At 67.7% G+C, this 15,806-nt stretch carries 15 protein-coding genes; 6 read left to right on the forward strand and 9 right to left on the reverse strand.

Annotated elements, in window-relative coordinates; all coding sequences use genetic code 11:
• Positions 1-136: 136 nt before the first annotated feature.
• From purF to rpsF, 9 genes are all read right to left on the reverse strand, one after another.
• Complete coding sequence (gene purF / locus OCUBac02_RS13160) at positions 137-1,609, reverse strand: amidophosphoribosyltransferase (protein ID WP_173046173.1); 1,473 nt, start codon at positions 1,607-1,609, stop codon at positions 137-139.
• A 46-nt stretch (positions 1,610-1,655) separates the two neighbouring features.
• On the reverse strand, positions 1,656-2,273 hold the full coding sequence (locus OCUBac02_RS13165) for a CvpA family protein (RefSeq protein WP_173046175.1): 618 nt from the start codon (positions 2,271-2,273) through the stop codon (positions 1,656-1,658).
• A gap of 106 nt (positions 2,274-2,379) precedes the next feature.
• Positions 2,380-3,780 carry a DNA repair protein RadA gene (gene radA / locus OCUBac02_RS13170; RefSeq protein ID WP_173046177.1) on the reverse strand — a complete coding sequence of 467 codons (1,401 nt, stop codon included), beginning with the start codon at positions 3,778-3,780 and terminating at the stop codon, positions 2,380-2,382.
• Positions 3,780-4,907 (reverse strand): alanine racemase, encoded by a 1,128-nt coding sequence (gene alr / locus OCUBac02_RS13175; RefSeq protein ID WP_244638920.1) that lies wholly within the window; start codon positions 4,905-4,907, stop codon positions 3,780-3,782. The genes radA and alr overlap by 1 nt, the downstream gene beginning before the upstream one ends.
• A complete protein-coding gene (locus tag OCUBac02_RS13180) occupies positions 4,904-6,391 on the reverse strand; it encodes a replicative DNA helicase (protein WP_047578879.1) in 1,488 nt (495 codons plus the stop codon). The genes alr and OCUBac02_RS13180 overlap by 4 nt, the downstream gene beginning before the upstream one ends.
• 218 nt (positions 6,392-6,609) lie before the next feature.
• Complete coding sequence (gene rplI / locus OCUBac02_RS13185) at positions 6,610-7,173, reverse strand: 50S ribosomal protein L9 (protein ID WP_047578883.1); 564 nt, start codon at positions 7,171-7,173, stop codon at positions 6,610-6,612.
• Positions 7,174-7,208: 35 nt separating this feature from the next.
• Positions 7,209-8,156: a DUF2232 domain-containing protein gene (locus OCUBac02_RS13190; protein ID WP_173046180.1), complete on the reverse strand. Its 948-nt coding sequence runs from the start codon at positions 8,154-8,156 to the stop codon at positions 7,209-7,211.
• Between the two features lie 179 nt (positions 8,157-8,335).
• Positions 8,336-8,581 (reverse strand): 30S ribosomal protein S18, encoded by a 246-nt coding sequence (rpsR, locus tag OCUBac02_RS13195; RefSeq protein ID WP_038367644.1) that lies wholly within the window; start codon positions 8,579-8,581, stop codon positions 8,336-8,338.
• A gap of 2 nt (positions 8,582-8,583) precedes the next feature.
• Positions 8,584-9,015 (reverse strand): 30S ribosomal protein S6, encoded by a 432-nt coding sequence (gene rpsF, locus OCUBac02_RS13200; protein WP_047578888.1) that lies wholly within the window; start codon positions 9,013-9,015, stop codon positions 8,584-8,586.
• A 596-nt stretch (positions 9,016-9,611) separates the two neighbouring features.
• Here rpsF and fabD point away from each other — a divergent pair.
• The 6 genes from fabD (at position 9,612) to OCUBac02_RS13230 (ending at position 15,803) form a co-directional block, all read left to right on the forward strand.
• Positions 9,612-10,556, forward strand: coding sequence for an ACP S-malonyltransferase (fabD, locus tag OCUBac02_RS13205; RefSeq protein WP_173046182.1), 945 nt, complete (start codon positions 9,612-9,614; stop codon positions 10,554-10,556).
• Between the two features lie 54 nt (positions 10,557-10,610).
• Positions 10,611-11,348: a 3-oxoacyl-[acyl-carrier-protein] reductase gene (gene fabG / locus OCUBac02_RS13210; RefSeq protein WP_173046184.1), complete on the forward strand. Its 738-nt coding sequence runs from the start codon at positions 10,611-10,613 to the stop codon at positions 11,346-11,348.
• 264 nt (positions 11,349-11,612) lie between these two features.
• Entirely contained in the window at positions 11,613-11,849 is a 237-nt protein-coding gene (locus OCUBac02_RS13215) for an acyl carrier protein (RefSeq protein ID WP_047578895.1), read from the forward strand.
• A gap of 54 nt (positions 11,850-11,903) precedes the next feature.
• Positions 11,904-13,175: a beta-ketoacyl-ACP synthase II gene (gene fabF, locus OCUBac02_RS13220; RefSeq protein ID WP_173049555.1), complete on the forward strand. Its 1,272-nt coding sequence runs from the start codon at positions 11,904-11,906 to the stop codon at positions 13,173-13,175.
• Between the two features lie 208 nt (positions 13,176-13,383).
• A complete protein-coding gene (gene mltG / locus OCUBac02_RS13225; RefSeq protein ID WP_244638922.1) occupies positions 13,384-14,736 on the forward strand; it encodes an endolytic transglycosylase MltG in 1,353 nt (450 codons plus the stop codon).
• Positions 14,737-14,921: 185 nt separating this feature from the next.
• Positions 14,922-15,803, forward strand: coding sequence for a YicC/YloC family endoribonuclease (locus tag OCUBac02_RS13230; RefSeq protein WP_173046187.1), 882 nt, complete (start codon positions 14,922-14,924; stop codon positions 15,801-15,803).
• Positions 15,804-15,806: the final 3 nt, after the last annotated feature.

Below are 15,806 nucleotides of genomic sequence, written 5' to 3' on the forward strand. Positions count from 1 at the left end.
CAGCCCTCATCCTGAGGAGCGCCGCAGGCGCATCTCGAAGGATGCCCCAGATATCTCGGGAGCCCCCTGGACCATCCTTCGAGACGCCGCTACGCGGCTCCTCAGGATGAGGGCTGAGGAGGGAACCCGGTCAGGCTCAGCCGGCTTCGGCCAGCAGCGAGATCTGCTGCTTGGCGCTCTCGCCGATCACGTCGGTCAGCGAGGTCGGATAGTCGCCGGTGAAGCAGTGGTCGGTGAATTGCGGCCGCTTCGGGTCGCGCCCGTCATGGCCCATGGCGCGGTAGAGCCCGTCCACCGAGATGAAGGCCAGCGAATCCGCGCCGACGAACTGGCGCATCTCCTCCAGCGAATGGGTCGCGGCGAGCAGCTTCTCCCGGTCGGGCGTATCGATGCCGTAATAGTCGGGATGGGTGATCGGCGGCGAGGAGATGCGGAAATGCACCTCGCGGGCGCCGGCCTCGCGCATCATCTTCACGATCTTGAACGAGGTCGTGCCGCGCACGATCGAATCGTCGACCAGCACGACGCGCTTGCCCTCGACCACCGAGCGGTTGGCCGAGTGCTTCAGCTTGACGCCGAGCTCGCGGACCTTCTGCGTCGGCTCGATGAAGGTGCGGCCGACATAATGGTTGCGGATGATGCCGAGCTCGAACGGGATGCCGCTGGCCTGGGCATAGCCCAGCGCCGCCGGCACGCCGGAATCCGGCACGGGCACGATGACATCCGCATCGGCCGGCGATTCCTGCGCCAGCACCGCGCCCATCGCCTTGCGGCGCTCGTAGATGCTGCGGCCCTTCACGATCGAATCGGGGCGGGCGAAATAGATGTATTCGAAGATGCAGGGCCGTTCCGGCACGGGCGGGAAGGGCTTGTGGCTCTCGATCCCGGCTTCGGAGATGATCACGACCTCGCCGTTCTCGGCCTCACGGATGAACTTGGCGCCGATAATGTCGAGCGCGCAGGTCTCGGAGGTCAGGATGGGCGCACCGTCGAGCTCGCCGAGCACGAGCGGGCGGATGCCGAGCGGGTCGCGGGCGCCGATCAGCTTCTTGTTGGTGATGCCGACGAAGGCATAGGCGCCCTCGATCTGGCGGATCGCCTCGATGAAGCGGTCGACGAAATTCTGCTTGCGGCTGCGTGCGACGAGATGCAGCAGCACCTCGGTATCGGAGGTCGACTGGTAGATCGCGCCGTCGCGGACGAGGTTGCGGCGTAAGCTCAGCCCGTTGGTCAGGTTGCCGTTATGCGCCACGGCGAAGCCGCCGCCATGCAGTTCGGCGAAGAGCGGCTGGACGTTGCGCAGGATCGTCTCGCCGGTGGTCGAATAGCGGACATGGCCGATCGACTGCCTGCCCTTGAGCTTGTCGATGACGCTCGCTTCCGAGAAGGCGTCGCCGACCAGGCCGAGCCGGCGCTCCGAGTGGAAGCGCTTGCCGTCGAAGGAGACGATGCCCGCCGCCTCCTGGCCACGATGCTGCAGCGCATGCAGGCCGAGCGCGGTCAGCGCCGCGGCATCGGCATGGCCGTAGATGCCGAAGACGCCGCATTCCTCCCGCAGCCGGTCGGCATTGGGATCGAAGGCGGTATCACGCTCGGTTTGCGAGATCATGTCTGGCTCCAGGCGACGGGGCTTGAGCTAACGTTCTACGCGCTAATTAGGGACGGGCTGGGGCAGGCGCAACCGGTGCCGGCGTCGCGGGGCTGCGCGGCTCCTCGGCCGGAGCTTCCGGCGCGGTCTCGGCCGCCGGTTTCTTCAGCAGGTTCTTGATGAAATCGGCGTTCACGTCCTGCGGCAGCATGGCGATCAGCGAGCGGCCGGTCTCCTCCAGCATCGGCTTGGCCTTGGCGTCCTTGGCCCAGACCGGCAGCTTCTCGGCGCCGACCAGCGCGGTGAAGAACAGGTAACCGATCACCGCCAGGAGCAGGCCGCGCGCGGCGCCGAAGACGAAGCCGAGCGTACGGTCGAGCGCGCCGATGCGCGAATCCAGCACGAAATCGGAGATGCGGGCCGTGATCAGCGAGACGACGATCAGCGTGCCCAGGAACAGGGCCGCGATCGCGGCGACCAGCGCGATCGTGTCCTGCGCCGAGCTTGCCGGGATGTACTGCTTGATGAAGGGCACGAGCTGCGGGTGGAACACCCAGGCGACGGCCGCCGCGGCGACCCAGGAGGCGATCGCCAGCACTTCGCGCGTGAAGCCGCGCACGGCCGCGAGCAAAGCCGAGATCAGAACCACGCCGATGACGACGAGATCGAGAATGGTGACAGGCATGGGAGGGCCGCTTTGCTATGGTCAGGTGCCGACCGGCCGGAGGCAGGGCGGCCGTTTCGGCTTTGCTATACGCGTTCCCGGCCTCTGCGTCACCCTTTCGGCGAAGTCATTTCACATCTCTGCGAGGTGCGCGCGCGGCGATATCGGCAACGAGTTCCGTGACATGGCCGAAACGCCGCAGGGTGAGCCCGTTGCCGTCGCCGTGATCGGCGCCGCCGGCCGGCATCAGCGCGGCCTCGAAGCCGAGCTTGGCCGCTTCCCTGAGGCGCGCCGCCGCGACCGCGACCGGCCGAATCGCGCCGGAGAGCGCGATCTCGCCAAAATAGACCGCTTCCTGCGGCAAGGTCGCGCCGCTCAGCGAGGAGACCAGCGCGGCGGCGACCGCGACATCGGCCGCGGGCTCGTTGACGCGCAGGCCACCGGCCACATTCAGATAGACGTCATGCTGGCCGAGCCTCAGGCCGCCATGCGTCTCGAGCACGGCGAGCACCATGGCGAGCCGGCTGTTCTCCCAGCCGACGACGGCGCGCCGCGGCGTGCCGAGCGCGGTCGGGGCGACCAGTGCCTGGATCTCGACGAGGACGGGCCGGGTGCCCTCCATGCCCGCGAAGACGGCCGCACCCGGCGCCGGCTGGTCGCGGCCCGCAAGGAAGAGTGCCGAAGGATTGGTCACCTCGGATAGACCCTTGCCGGTCATCTCGAAGACGCCGATCTCGTCGGTCGCGCCGAAGCGGTTCTTCTGGCCGCGCAGGATGCGGAAGGAATGCGCGCCTTCGCCCTCGAAGGACAGCACGGCATCGACCATGTGCTCGACCACGCGCGGGCCGGCGATCTGCCCGTCCTTGGTGACATGGCCGACCAGGATCAGGCAGACGCCGGATGTCTTGGCATAGCGGATCAGCGCTTGAGCCGAGCCTCGCACCTGCGTCACCGTGCCCGGGGCGCTCTCGACCTCGCCCGACCACATCGTCTGGATCGAGTCGATCACCACGAGGGCAGGGCGCTCGCCCTGGCCGAGCGTCGCGACGATATCCTCGACATTGGTCTCGGCTGCGAGATCGACCGGCGCCTCGGCCAGCCCCATCCGCTCGGCGCGGAGCCTGACCTGTCCGGTCGATTCCTCGCCCGAGACATAGACGACGCGCCTGCCCGCCTTGGCGAGCGCCGCGCAGGCCTGCATCAGCAGCGTCGACTTGCCGATGCCGGGATCGCCGCCGATCAGCAGAACTGAGCCCGGCACGAAGCCGCCGCCGGTGACGCGATCGAGCTCGCCGATGCCGGAGGCGATGCGCGGCGCATCCTGCGTCTCGCCTTTCAGCGTCTCCAGCGCGAAGACGCGGCCCCGCGCCCGGCCACCGGAGGAGGGGCGCCCGCCGCCCGGAACGGGCGCGGCCTGCGCATCCTCGACCAGCGAGGACCATGTGCCGCAGGCGTCGCACTTGCCCTGCCAGCGGTGATAGACCGCGCCGCAGGCCTGGCAGTGATAGGTCGGTCTGCGCTTGGCCATCAGCCGCCGATATAACGTCGGTGATAGCGGCGGCCGAGGCTGGTCAGGATCTCGTAGCCGATCGTCTTGGCGCCGCCGCCGACGGTCTCAAGGTCGAGCGGCCCGCCGATCAGCGTGACGCTTCCACCGCGCTTGGCGGCGTCGGCCGGGGCATCGGTCACGTCGATGATGATCAGGTCCATCGAGACCGTGCCGACGAAGGGGCAGGAGACGCCGCCGACCAGCACCGATCCGCCCGTCGAGCTATCCGTCCAGCTTCCGTTGCGCGGATAGCCGTCGGCATAGCCGAGGCAGATCGTGGCGAGCTTGCGCTTGCCCTTGGCGGTCCAGCGCCCGTTATAGCCGACCTGCGTGCCGTCCTCGACCTCGCGGGTCTGTATGATCGTCGCCTCCAGCCCGACGACCGGCTTCATCGGGTTCGGCTGGCCGGGCGTCGGATTGCCGCCATAGAGCGCATAGCCCGGCCGGGTGAGCTGGTAGGACGGGCAACCCTTGAGGAAATGCCCGGACGAGTTCTTCAGCGAGGCCGGCACCTCGGGCAGCGCCGCGGCGATCTCGGCGAAGGCGGCGATCTGGCGGGCATTGGCCGGGTCCGCCTCGTCCTCGGAGGAGGCGAAATGGCTCATCACCAGCTCGATTCCCGCTGCCGCGATCACGCCCGAGCGCTCGCGGGCGAGGTTCAGGCCTTCGCCGGGCCAGAGGCCGAGCCGGTTCATCGCCGTGTCGACATGCAAAGCCGCCGGCCGGACCTGCGCGCCGGTCTGCCGGAACGAGGCCCATTCCAGCAATTCCTCATGTGAGCCCAGCACCGGCGACAGGCCATGCGCCGCGAAGGTCTCGGCCGCACCGGGGAGCAAGCCGTTCAGCACATAGATCGTCGCATCGGGCGCGACCTTGCGGGCGCGGATCGCCTCCGAGACATGCGCGACGAAGAAGCTCCTGCAGCCGGCTTTCGCCAGTGCCGTGACGGCGGGCTCGATGCCGATGCCATAGGCGTCCGCCTTGACCACGGCCCCGGCCTCGGTGCCGGCGCGCTTGCCGAGCAGGCGCCAGTTCGAGACCAGCGCGTCGAGATCGATGGTGAGGGTCGCGCCGAAGGCGGCATCAGGCAGGTCGGCAGGCATCATTCACGGTCCGGAAGGCGCAACTCGTCGGCGCGGTCGGAGAAGCGTGTCACATCCGCGTCGAACTGCAAGGCCACGGCGCCGGTCGGGCCGTGGCGCTGCTTGCCGATGATCAGTTCGGCGACGCCGTGCATCGCCTCCATCTCGATCTGCCACTTGTTGTGCTCTTCGGTGCCGGGGCGCGGCTCCTTGCCCTTGAGGTAGTACTCCTCGCGGTAGACGAACATCACGACGTCGGCGTCCTGCTCGATCGAGCCGGATTCGCGCAGGTCCGAGAGCTGCGGGCGCTTGTCGTCGCGATTCTCGACCTGGCGCGAGAGCTGCGAGAGCGCGATGATCGGGACGTTGAGCTCCTTGGCCAGCGCCTTCAGGCTGGTCGTGATCTCGGTCAGCTCCTGCACGCGGTTCTGGCCGTTCTTGGACGATCCGGAGAGCAGTTGCAGGTAGTCGATGAACAGGACGTCGAGCCCCTTCTGGCGCTTCAGGCGCCGGGCCCGCGCCATCAACTGCGCGATCGAGATGCCGCCGGTCTGGTCGATATAGAGCGGCAGCTTCTCGATCTGGGCGGCGACATCGGTCAAGCGGGCGAAGTCGCCCTCGGTGATGCGGCCCTGCCGGATCTTGTAGGAGGAGATGCCCGATTGCTCGGCGACGATACGGGTCGCGAGCTGGTCGGCCGACATTTCCAGCGAGAAGAAGCCGACGATGCCGCCATCCACGCTCTTGATCGTGCCGTCCTCCTGACGCTCGCCGCGCCAGGCTTTTGCGATGTTGAAGGCGATATTGGTCGCAAGCGAGGTCTTGCCCATGGCGGGGCGCCCGGCGAGCACGAGCAGGTCCGAGCGCTGCAGGCCGCCCATGCGCTGGTCGACGTCGCGCAGGCCGGTCGAGATTCCGGAGAGGCCGCCGGCGCGCTGGTAGGCGCTCGCCGCCATGTCGATGGCGAGGCGCAGCGCCCCGTCGAATTTCTGGAAGCCGCCCTCGTAACGGCCCTTTTCGGCGAGCTCGTAGAGCCGGCGCTCGGCATCCTCGATCTGCTCGCGCGGCGCCATCTCGACCGGCGCGTCATAGGCGACGTTGACGAGATCCTCGCCGACGCCGATCAACTGGCGGCGCACCGCGAGGTCGTAGATCGTGCGGCCGTAATCGGCGGCGTTGATCACGGTCGTCGCCTCCGCCGCGAGGCGGGCGAGATACTGGCTCGGCGTGATCTCGCCGAGATCGATGTCGTTGACGAAGGTCTTGAGCGTGATCGGCGTCGCGATCTTGCCGGCGCGGATCATGCTCGCCACCAGCTCGTAGACGCGCTGGTGGACCGGCTCGAAGAAATGCTCCGGCAGCAGGAAGTCGGAGACGCGGTAGAACGCGTCGTTATTGACCAGGATCGCGCCCAATAGCGCCTGCTCCGCCTCGATATTGTGAGGCTGGACGCGGAATTCCGCCTCGCGGTTGTCGAGGCGGGCGACGAGGGCTGTAGCGGTGGCCATGGCCGTCCCGATAAATCAATGCTGGGTGAATTCAAGCCGACAATCAGCCGCGCAGGCCTGCGGCTTGGCGAGGCTGAGTCGGGCAGGGATTTACCTTAACATTCTGACAATCGGTGCCAGCAGGCTCCGGTTCCATCCACGCCTTTGCACAGGCCCTGAAATGAAAAAGGCGCCGTGTTGCCACGGCGCCCTTGACTCGATTCGGCAGCTTGCCGGGCTCAGAGCTCGACGTCGCCGGCCTCGGCCAGCGCCGCACCGACCTCGAGGCCGAGATCGTCGAGATCGAACTCCTCGCGGGCCGTGACGTTCTCGCCGGCGGCCTGGCGCTCGGCCTCTTCAGCCGAACGGGCGACGTTGACGGTGATGGTGACCGAGACTTCCGGATGCAGCACGACCGGGACGGTGTGCAGGCCGAGCGTCTTGATCGGGGTGTTCAGCGTCACCTGGCCGCGCGAGACGTTGAAGCCGTCCTTGGTCAGGGCCTCGGCGATGTCGCGGGTCGAGACCGAACCGTAGAGCACGCCGGATTCGCCCGACTGGCGCAGGATGGTGACGCTCTGGCCGTTCAGGCGCTCGGCGACGGCATCGGCCTCGGACTTCAGCTCGAGGTTGCGGGTCTCGAGCTCGAGCTTCTGGCTCTCGAAGCGCTTCTTGTTGTCCTCGGTGGCGCGCAGGGCCTTGCCGCGGGCGAGCAGGTAGTTGCGGCCGAAGCCGTCGCGAACCTTCACGATGTCGCCCATCTGGCCAAGCTTGGCGACGCGCTCGAGCAGGATCACTTCCATTTGTCTTCTCCTTGTTTTGTCTTGAGACGAGGTTGTCAGGAACGGTTAGGCGGAGGCGGCGGCGCGGCCCGCTTGCGCAGGCCGAGCAGCGTGTCGATGACGCCGGCGATCGCGAGCAGCGGCGTCAGCACGGCCTGCATCACGACGAGGGCGACATAGATCGAGATCAGCATCGGCAGCCGCCAGGGCTTGCCGCGCGAGATGTCGTGCAGCGTGGCGAGCCCGCTGAACATGAAGGCGGCGAGCAGCGCACCGGCGAAGGCCATGGCGGCGACGCCGGTGAAGCCGCCCGTCGTCGCGACGAAGGCGGCCGCGATCAGCAGCAGCAGCGCCTGGCGCGGCAGCGTCGTCGACGGGATGAAGGGCCAGGGGCGCGGCAGCCGGTCGGACATCTTCACGGTGCGCGCCGCGAGCCAGAGATTGGCGGTGATGGTCGTGACGAAGGAGGCGCCGATGCCGAGCGGCACGGCCGGTGCCAGGCTCAGCGCCAGCTCCTTGACCTGGACGTCGCCGGGCAGGGCGATCAGCTTGCCGCGCACCATCTCGTTCAGCAGGTTCTCGATCATGCGCGCGATCACCGAGCGATAGGCCTCGTAATCGGTGGTCATCACCAGCGCGCTGCCGACGGTCGCGAGCGCGGCGGTGGCGGCGATCCAGAGCAGCAGGTTGCCGAGCGGATACCACTCGACCTGCCCGTTCGTGTCGGCGCGGGCCAGCAGCGCGAGATAGGCGATCCACCAGGCCGGCAAGGCGATGATCAGGGCGAAGGCGATGCCGCCGGTCGGGGCAAGCGCGATGGCGACGGCGAGCGCGCCGGCCGCCGTGGCGAATAGCCCGGAGCGGTGGTTCCAGCCCAAAGATGCGATGAAGATCGGGAGAGGGGCGGCCGAATACAGCAGCGCGGCCAGCGGCGATCCGGTGATCACCACTGAGAAGAGCAGGGCCGAAACGAGGCCCGCGCCGATGCCGACAATCGGAATCATGCTTCCGTCCTGCTGTCCCGCTGCTCGCAAGCCCATTGGCTCGGCAGGGTGAGAGGCCCTTGGCCTCAACGAACCCGATGGAGTTTCACCGCCGGGCGACTGGTTGATCTTGAAAGCGAGAACCGGAGGCGCGGGAAGCGCCTCCGGCAATTGTCAGTATCCGGATCCGGATGAACGGATCAGCGGATGACGTAGGGCAGCAGGCCGAGGAAGCGGGCGCGCTTGATCGCCTGGGCGAGCTCGCGCTGCTTCTTGGCGGAAACCGCCGTGATGCGGGACGGAACGATCTTGCCGCGCTCGGAGATGTAGCGCGATAGCAGACGCACGTCCTTGTAGTCGATCTTCGGGGCGCCTTCGCCCGAGAACGGGCAGGACTTGCGGCGGCGGAAGAAGGGGCGGCGGGCGCCGGCGGATGCAGTCGACATTCTCAGGCCTCCGCTTCGGCGGTTTCGGTCGCTTCGTCTTCACGACGCGGACGGTCACGGCGCGGGCCGCGGTCGAAACGGTCGCCGCCACGCTCCGGACGGTCCTCGCGGTCACGCTTCTGCAGCATGGCCGACGGACCTTCCTCGAGCTCGTCGACCTTGATGGTCATGAAGCGCAGGATGTCTTCGTTGATGCGCATCTGGCGCTCCATCTCCAGCACGGCGGCGGAGGGAGCCTCGATGTTCAGCAGCGTGTAATGCGCCTTGCGGTTCTTCTTGATGCGATAGCCGAGGGACTTGACGCCCCAGTACTCGACCTTGCGAATGGCGCCGCCATTCGTTTCGATCACGCCCTTGAACTGCTCGACGAGGGCTTCGACCTGCTGCGCGCTGACATCCTGCCGCGCGAGCAGCACATGCTCGTACAATGCCATATGTGGCCTTCCTTGTTTCACCCTGCTTCGCCCGGCGCGGAGCCCTCCGAGCCCTGGATAAGGCCCGACAGGTTTCATTCGAAGGCGGAGACACGGGATGACGGTTCCGGGGAACCTGCGCGCTCCCTTGCGGGCGAGCGCCATCCGTTCAGCCTCCGGCCGAACCAGCAGGAGGCGGTCGTTACAGTGTCCGGCGCGCCATGGCAACCGGAATTTGCGACTGCAGCCTATGCCGATTGCATGCAGAAACACGTCGTCATTCCGGGCTTGACCCGGAATCCATTGTCAGGCGCAACTGTTGACGCTTGCCACACGATTGTCATTCCGGGGCTTCGCGGAGCGAAGAACCCGGAACCCACGACCGGGTGAGCCGCTCATGATGCGACATTGGACGTTCTGCCCAGTCGTGGGTTCCGGGTTCGCGCCGAAGCCGCGCCCCGGAATGACAAGCCGTGGTTCCGACCGAAAATCAGCCTGCCTTGAGCCGCTGGGGAGCGGAAATTTCCGGTTCCGCGCTTGACTTGGCGGCGGAAGCGATGTGACAGCCGCGTCATATAAGACGAATGACTGATAATGAAGACCGGGACATTCACAGCATGACGACGGCGTTCATCTTTCCGGGCCAGGGTTCGCAGGCGGTCGGCATGGGCAAGAGCCTGGCCGACAACTTCCCCGTCGCGAAGTCGGTCTTCGACGAAGTTGATGCGGCGCTGTCGCAGAAGCTCTCGGCCGTGATGTGGGAAGGCCCTGCCGAGGAGCTGACGCTGACCGCCAATGCCCAGCCGGCCCTGATGGCGGTCAGCCTGGCGGTCGTGCGCGTGCTCGAAAGCGAGGCCGGGCTCGACCTGAAGCGCGACGCCGCCTTCGTCGCCGGCCATTCGCTCGGCGAGTATTCGGCGCTCGCCGCCGCCGGCACCTTCTCGATCAGCGATGCCGCCCGCCTGCTGCGCATCCGCGGCGATGCCATGCAGAAGGCCGTTCCGGCGGGGCAGGGCGCGATGGCGGCGCTTCTCGGCGCCGAGCTCGATCTCGCCCGCGAGATCGCCGCGGCCGCGGCTGAGGGCGAAGTCTGCGAAGCCGCCAACGACAATGGCGGCGGCCAGGTCGTGCTCTCCGGCGCCAAGGCCGCGATCGAGCGTGCCATTGCCCTGGCCGGCGAGCGCGGCGTCAAGCGCGCCATGCTGCTGCCGGTTTCCGCGCCTTTCCACTGCGCCCTGATGCAGCCGGCCGCCGACGCGATGCGCGATGCGCTCGCCAAGGTCGCGATGCAGGCGCCGGTCGTGCCGGTCGTCGCCAATGTCGGTGCCGCGCCGCTGAGCGATGCCGATGCGATCCGGGCTTCGCTGATCGCGCAGGTCACCGGAACGGTGCGCTGGCGCGAATGCGTGCAGGCGATGGCCGCCGCCGGCGTCACCGATTTTGTCGAGCTCGGCAGCGGCAAGGTGCTGGCCGGTCTCGTCAAGCGCATCGCCGCGGGCGCCGCTCCGGTCTCGATCGGCACGGCGGACGACATCGCGGCCTATAAGGCCCGTAAAGGATAAGCGCAGAACCCAGGATGGGCTGCAGCGGCAGGATGCCGAAAAAGGGGAGCGAACATGTTTGATCTGACCGGCCGCAAGGCCCTGGTCACCGGCGCGACCGGCGGCCTCGGCGGCGCCATCGCCCGGACGCTGCATGCGCAGGGTGCCAGCGTCGCCATTTCCGGGACGCGGGCCGATGCGCTTGAGGCCCTGGCGGCCGAACTCGGCGAGCGCGTCGTGGTCGCGCCCTGCAATCTCTCCGACAAGGATTCGGTCGAGGCGCTGGTGCCGAGCGCCGAGGAGAAGCTCGGCGGGCTCGACATTCTCGTCAACAATGCCGGCATCACCCGCGACAACCTGTTCATGCGCCTCAAGGACGAGGATTGGGACAGCGTGCTCGCGGTCAACCTGACGGCGGCCTTCCGCCTGTCGCGTGCGGCCGTGAAATCGATGATGCGCCGCCGCTACGGCCGAATCGTCGCGATCGGCTCCGTCGTCGGCACCACCGGCAATCCCGGCCAGGGCAATTATGCTGCCGCCAAGGCCGGCCTGATCGGCATGTCGAAGGCGCTCGCCGCCGAGGTCGCCAGCCGCAACATCACCGTTAACGTGGTCGCGCCGGGCTTCATCGAGTCGCCGATGACGCAATCGCTCAACGACAAGCAGCGCGAGGGCATTCTCGCCGGCGTGCCGATGGGGCGTCTCGGCGAGGGGGCCGACGTGGCCGCCGCCGTGGCCTTCCTTGCCAGCGCCGAAGCTGGATACGTGACCGGCCAGACCCTGCACGTCAACGGCGGAATGGCAATGATCTAGGTGCGTTAGCGCGCATTCTCGATCGGTTTTGATAAGTCTGCGGCGCTCTCGCCAGCCCGTAAAGGGTGTGTTAACTAGCGCCATCGCGCCGCAGCCGGGCGATCCGAGGGGACTTGACGAAACCTCGGTTGTTGCGTTTGTGCAGGCTTCGAGCTTTCCGGATCGCGGACATCGTCAGGTGGCGCGGCGGCTCGGAATGAGATCCCTCCATCGCGTCGCGTCCCTGCGATGCGTTTTCAGTTTCTAAGTCTAAGGAAGAGACCCATGAGCGATGTTGCCGAGCGCGTGAAGAAGATCGTGGTCGAGCACCTCGGCGTCGAGGCCGACAAGGTCGTCGACGGCGCCAACTTCATCGAGGACCTGGGCGCGGACAGCCTCGACACCGTCGAGCTCGTGATGGCCTTCGAGGAAGAGTTCGGCGTCGAGATCCCGGACGACGCGGCCGAGACGATCGTCACCGTCGGCGACGCCGTGAAGTTCCTCTCCGCCAAGAGCGCCTGATCGGTCTTTCGGCCGGTCCACGCAGAAAGAGCCATGGCTTCTCGCAGTTATCCGATGCGGCGTGTCGTCGTGACCGGACTCGGCATGGTGACGCCGCTTGCATGCGGCGTCGAGCCGACCTGGTCGCGGCTTCTGGCCGGTGCCAGCGGCGCCGGCCCCATCACCAGTTTCGACGCCAGCGATCTGCCGGCGCGGATCGCCTGCAACATCCCGCGGGGTGACGGCAGCGACGGGACCTTCAATCCCGACGACTGGATGGAGCCGAAGGAGCAGCGCAAGGTCGACGATTTCATCGTCTACGCCATGGCGGCGGCCACGCAGGCGTTGCAGGACGCCGGCTGGAAGCCGGAAAGCTACGAGGACCAAATCCGTACCGGCGTCGCCATCGGCTCCGGCATCGGCGGGCTTGGCGGCATCTACGAGGCCTCGCTCCTGCTCAAGGAACGCGGCCCGCGCCGCCTCTCGCCCTTCTTCATTCCCGGCCGCCTGAGCAATCTGGCGGCGGGTTATGTCTCGATCGAGCACGGGCTGAAGGGTCCGAACCATGCCGTCGTGACCGCCTGCTCGACCGGCGCGCATGCCGTCGGCGACGCCGCCCGCATGATCGCGCTCGGCGATGCCGAGGTCATGGTCGCCGGCGGCACCGAATCGGCGATCAACCGCATCGGTATTGCCGGCTTCTGCGCCTGCCGCGCGCTCTCGACGAATTTCAACGACACGCCCGAGAAGGCCTCGCGCCCCTATGACAAGGACCGCGACGGCTTCGTGATGGGCGAGGGCGCCGGCATCGTCGTGCTCGAGGAACTCGAGCATGCGCTGGCCCGCGGCGCCCGCATCTATGCCGAAATCGTCGGCTACGGCATGTCCGGCGACGCCTATCACATCACCTCGCCCTCCGAGGATGGCGACGGCGCCTATCGCTGCATGCAGGCCGCGCTCGACCGTGCCGGCATCACGGCGTCCGACCTCGACTACATCAACGCGCACGGCACCTCGACGCCGCTCGGCGACGAGATCGAGTTGCGCGCCGTCGAGCGTCTGCTGGCGAATGCGCCCAAGCGCCCGTCCATGTCCTCGACCAAATCGGCGACCGGCCATCTGCTCGGTGCCGCCGGGGCGATCGAGGCGATCTTCACCGTGCTCGCGATCCGCGACCAGGTGGCACCGCCGACGATCAATCTCGACAACCCGTCCGTCGAGACCGAGATCGACCTTGTCCCGCATGTCGCCCGCAAGCGTGAGATCGACTATGCCCTGTCGAACTCCTTCGGATTCGGCGGGACGAATGCCTCGCTGGTGATGCGGCGCTATCGGCCCGATAGCTAAGTCGCTGCGAGATAGCGCGGTTTCGCCATAATCTTGGATAGAATTCACTGTGGAAGCGGCCGAATGCGTGATTGCGCGTTCACAGCCGCGAGGAAACCGGTTCTAATGCCGCCGCCCGGCTTCGGCACGGCCGCTGCCTCGTTCGGCAGTTGCGGTCCCTGTTTCGCCGTGCCGAGATCATCTACCCCGTGCTGCGAGCGTCTTGATCGTGAATGATACGCCCCGCGTCGCCCCGAAGAGTCCGAGCGAGGCCCTCAAGCCCGTAGCGCCTCCGGCGCCGCCGCCCAAGGCCCGCCGCCGTCGGCGCAGCCCCTTCCTGTCGATGCTGAGCGGCCTGTTCACCGTCGCGTTGATCGGCGCCGGCGTGGTTGGCGCCGGCATCGCCATCGTCTCGAACCAGAGCAAGGCGCCGGGGCCGCTGGCCAGCGACCGCGTCCTGATCATCCCGAAGGAGAGCGGTCTCACCGAGATCGCCGAGTTGCTTCAGCGCGAGGGGCTCATCGAGCACCCGCTGAGCTTCCGCGTCGCGGCGATCATGGGCGGCGACTGGCACAGACTCAAGGCCGGCGAGTATCTGTTCAAGGCGCGCGTCAGCCCGCAGGAGATTCTCGACATCATTTCGAGCAACAAGGTGGTCGAGCATTCGATCACCATTCCCGAGGGGCTGACGAGCGAGCAGATCGTCGAGCGTCTGCGCAGCAACGACCTGCTGACCGGCGAGATCGCGCAGGTGCCGAAGGAGGGCTCGATCCTTCCCGATACCTATCGCTTTCCGCGCGGCTTCTCGCGGCAGGCCATCATCGACCGGATGGCGCGTGATCAGCGCGTCGTGCTCGGCCGCATCTGGGAGCGCCGCCCCGCCGACCTGCCGATCAAGACGCCGCAGGAACTCGTCGTCCTCGCCTCGATCGTCGAGAAGGAGACCGGCCGCGCCGACGAGCGTCCGCGCGTCGCCGGCGTCTTCATCAACCGCCTGAACCAGAAGATGCGGCTGCAATCCGATCCGACGATCGTCTACGGCCTCGTCGGCGGCAAGGGCACGCTCGGCCGGGCGATCCAGCGCAGCGAGATCACCCAGGCGACGCCCTACAATACCTATGTCATCAACGGGCTGCCGCCGGGCCCGATCGCCAATCCCGGCCGTGCCGCCATGGAGGCGGTGGTCAACCATTCCCGGACCAAGGACCTCTACTTCGTCGCTGACGGCAGCGGCGGCCACGCCTTCGCCGAGACGCTGGACCAGCACAACCGCAATGTCGGGCGCTGGCGCCAGATCGAGACGACGCGCAGCCAGCAGCAGGGCGGCAAGCCGCCGGCGGACAGCGTCGACAAGGTCGAGCCCCCGGCGGGCCCCGACAATCGCACCGAGGCGCCCGCGACGACGCAGCCCGCGGCCGACAATGCAGGCTCGGCCGGTGTCCCCGTCGCCCAGCCGGTCGGTGCGGTCGCCGGAACGCGCGCGCGCGCCTTCGACGCTTCCGAAGGAACGGCGCGGGACCCGCTGCTCAACAAGACCTTCGACCTGAACTCGCCGAAGCAGGTTCCGCAGCTCAAGCCCTAAGCTCGCGGCGCAGCGCGTGCCGACTGTTCTCGGAACCGCATCATGTCGGGCTTGACCTGGGATGATGATGCGGTTCCGGACGGTCCCAAAGGCCTGCAATCCCCATTTTCTGTCCGCCGGCCGCTTGCTGTCGCCGATAGGCACCACTACGGTCCCGCCGATCTTGAACGAAGGCGGCAGGGGCAATGGCCATCGAGAGCATGACGGGGTTCGCCCGTGCGGCGGGAACAGCCGGGGTCCATGGCTGGGCCTGGGAAATCCGCAGCGTCAACGGGCGCGGGCTCGATCTGCGCGTCCGGGTTCCGCCCGGCTTCGAAGTCCTGGCCGAGGCGGCCCGCAAGAAGCTGGGCGGCGCTTTCTCGCGCGGGACGCTGCACGTCAATCTCGCCGTCACCAGCGATGCCGGCCCGCCGCGTCCGCGCGTCAACGAAGCGGTGCTGGCGGCGCTGCTCGAAGCGATCGAAAGGCTGCCGCCGACCGACGGCATCAATCCGCCATCCTATGACGGGCTCCTCGGCATCCGCGGCGTGGTGGATTATGCCGACGAGGCGCAGGATGCGCTGGGCGCGGTCGAGGCGCCGGCGCTGGCCGGGCTCGAAGCCGTCACCACGGCCCTGAAGGAAGCGCGTGCCGCCGAAGGCCGCGCGCTCGAAGCGATCGTCCTCGGCCATCTCGAAACCATCGCCCGCCTCGCCGCCGAGGCGGAGCATCATCCCGCCCGCGGCGCCGAGGCGATCCGTGCCCGGATCGCGGCGCAGGTCGAGGCGCTGCTCGGGGCGAATAACGGCTTCGATCCGCAGCGCCTGCATCAGGAGGGCGCGCTGATCGCCGTCCGCGCCGATATCCGCGAGGAGATCGACCGCCTGCAGGCCCATGTCGAGGCCCTGCGCGAATTGCTGGCCAAGGGCGGGCCGATCGGCCGCAAGCTCGATTTCCTCTCGCAGGAATTCGGTCGCGAGGCTTCGACCCTCTGCGCCAAGGCCAACGACCCCGGCCTGTCGCGCATCGGCCTGGAGCTGCGCACGGTCGTCGACCAGATGCGCGAGCAGGTCCAGAACGTGGAGTGAGCC

The sequence above is a fragment of the Bosea sp. ANAM02 genome, assembly GCF_011764485.1.
GTDB lineage: Bacteria > Pseudomonadota > Alphaproteobacteria > Rhizobiales > Beijerinckiaceae > Allobosea.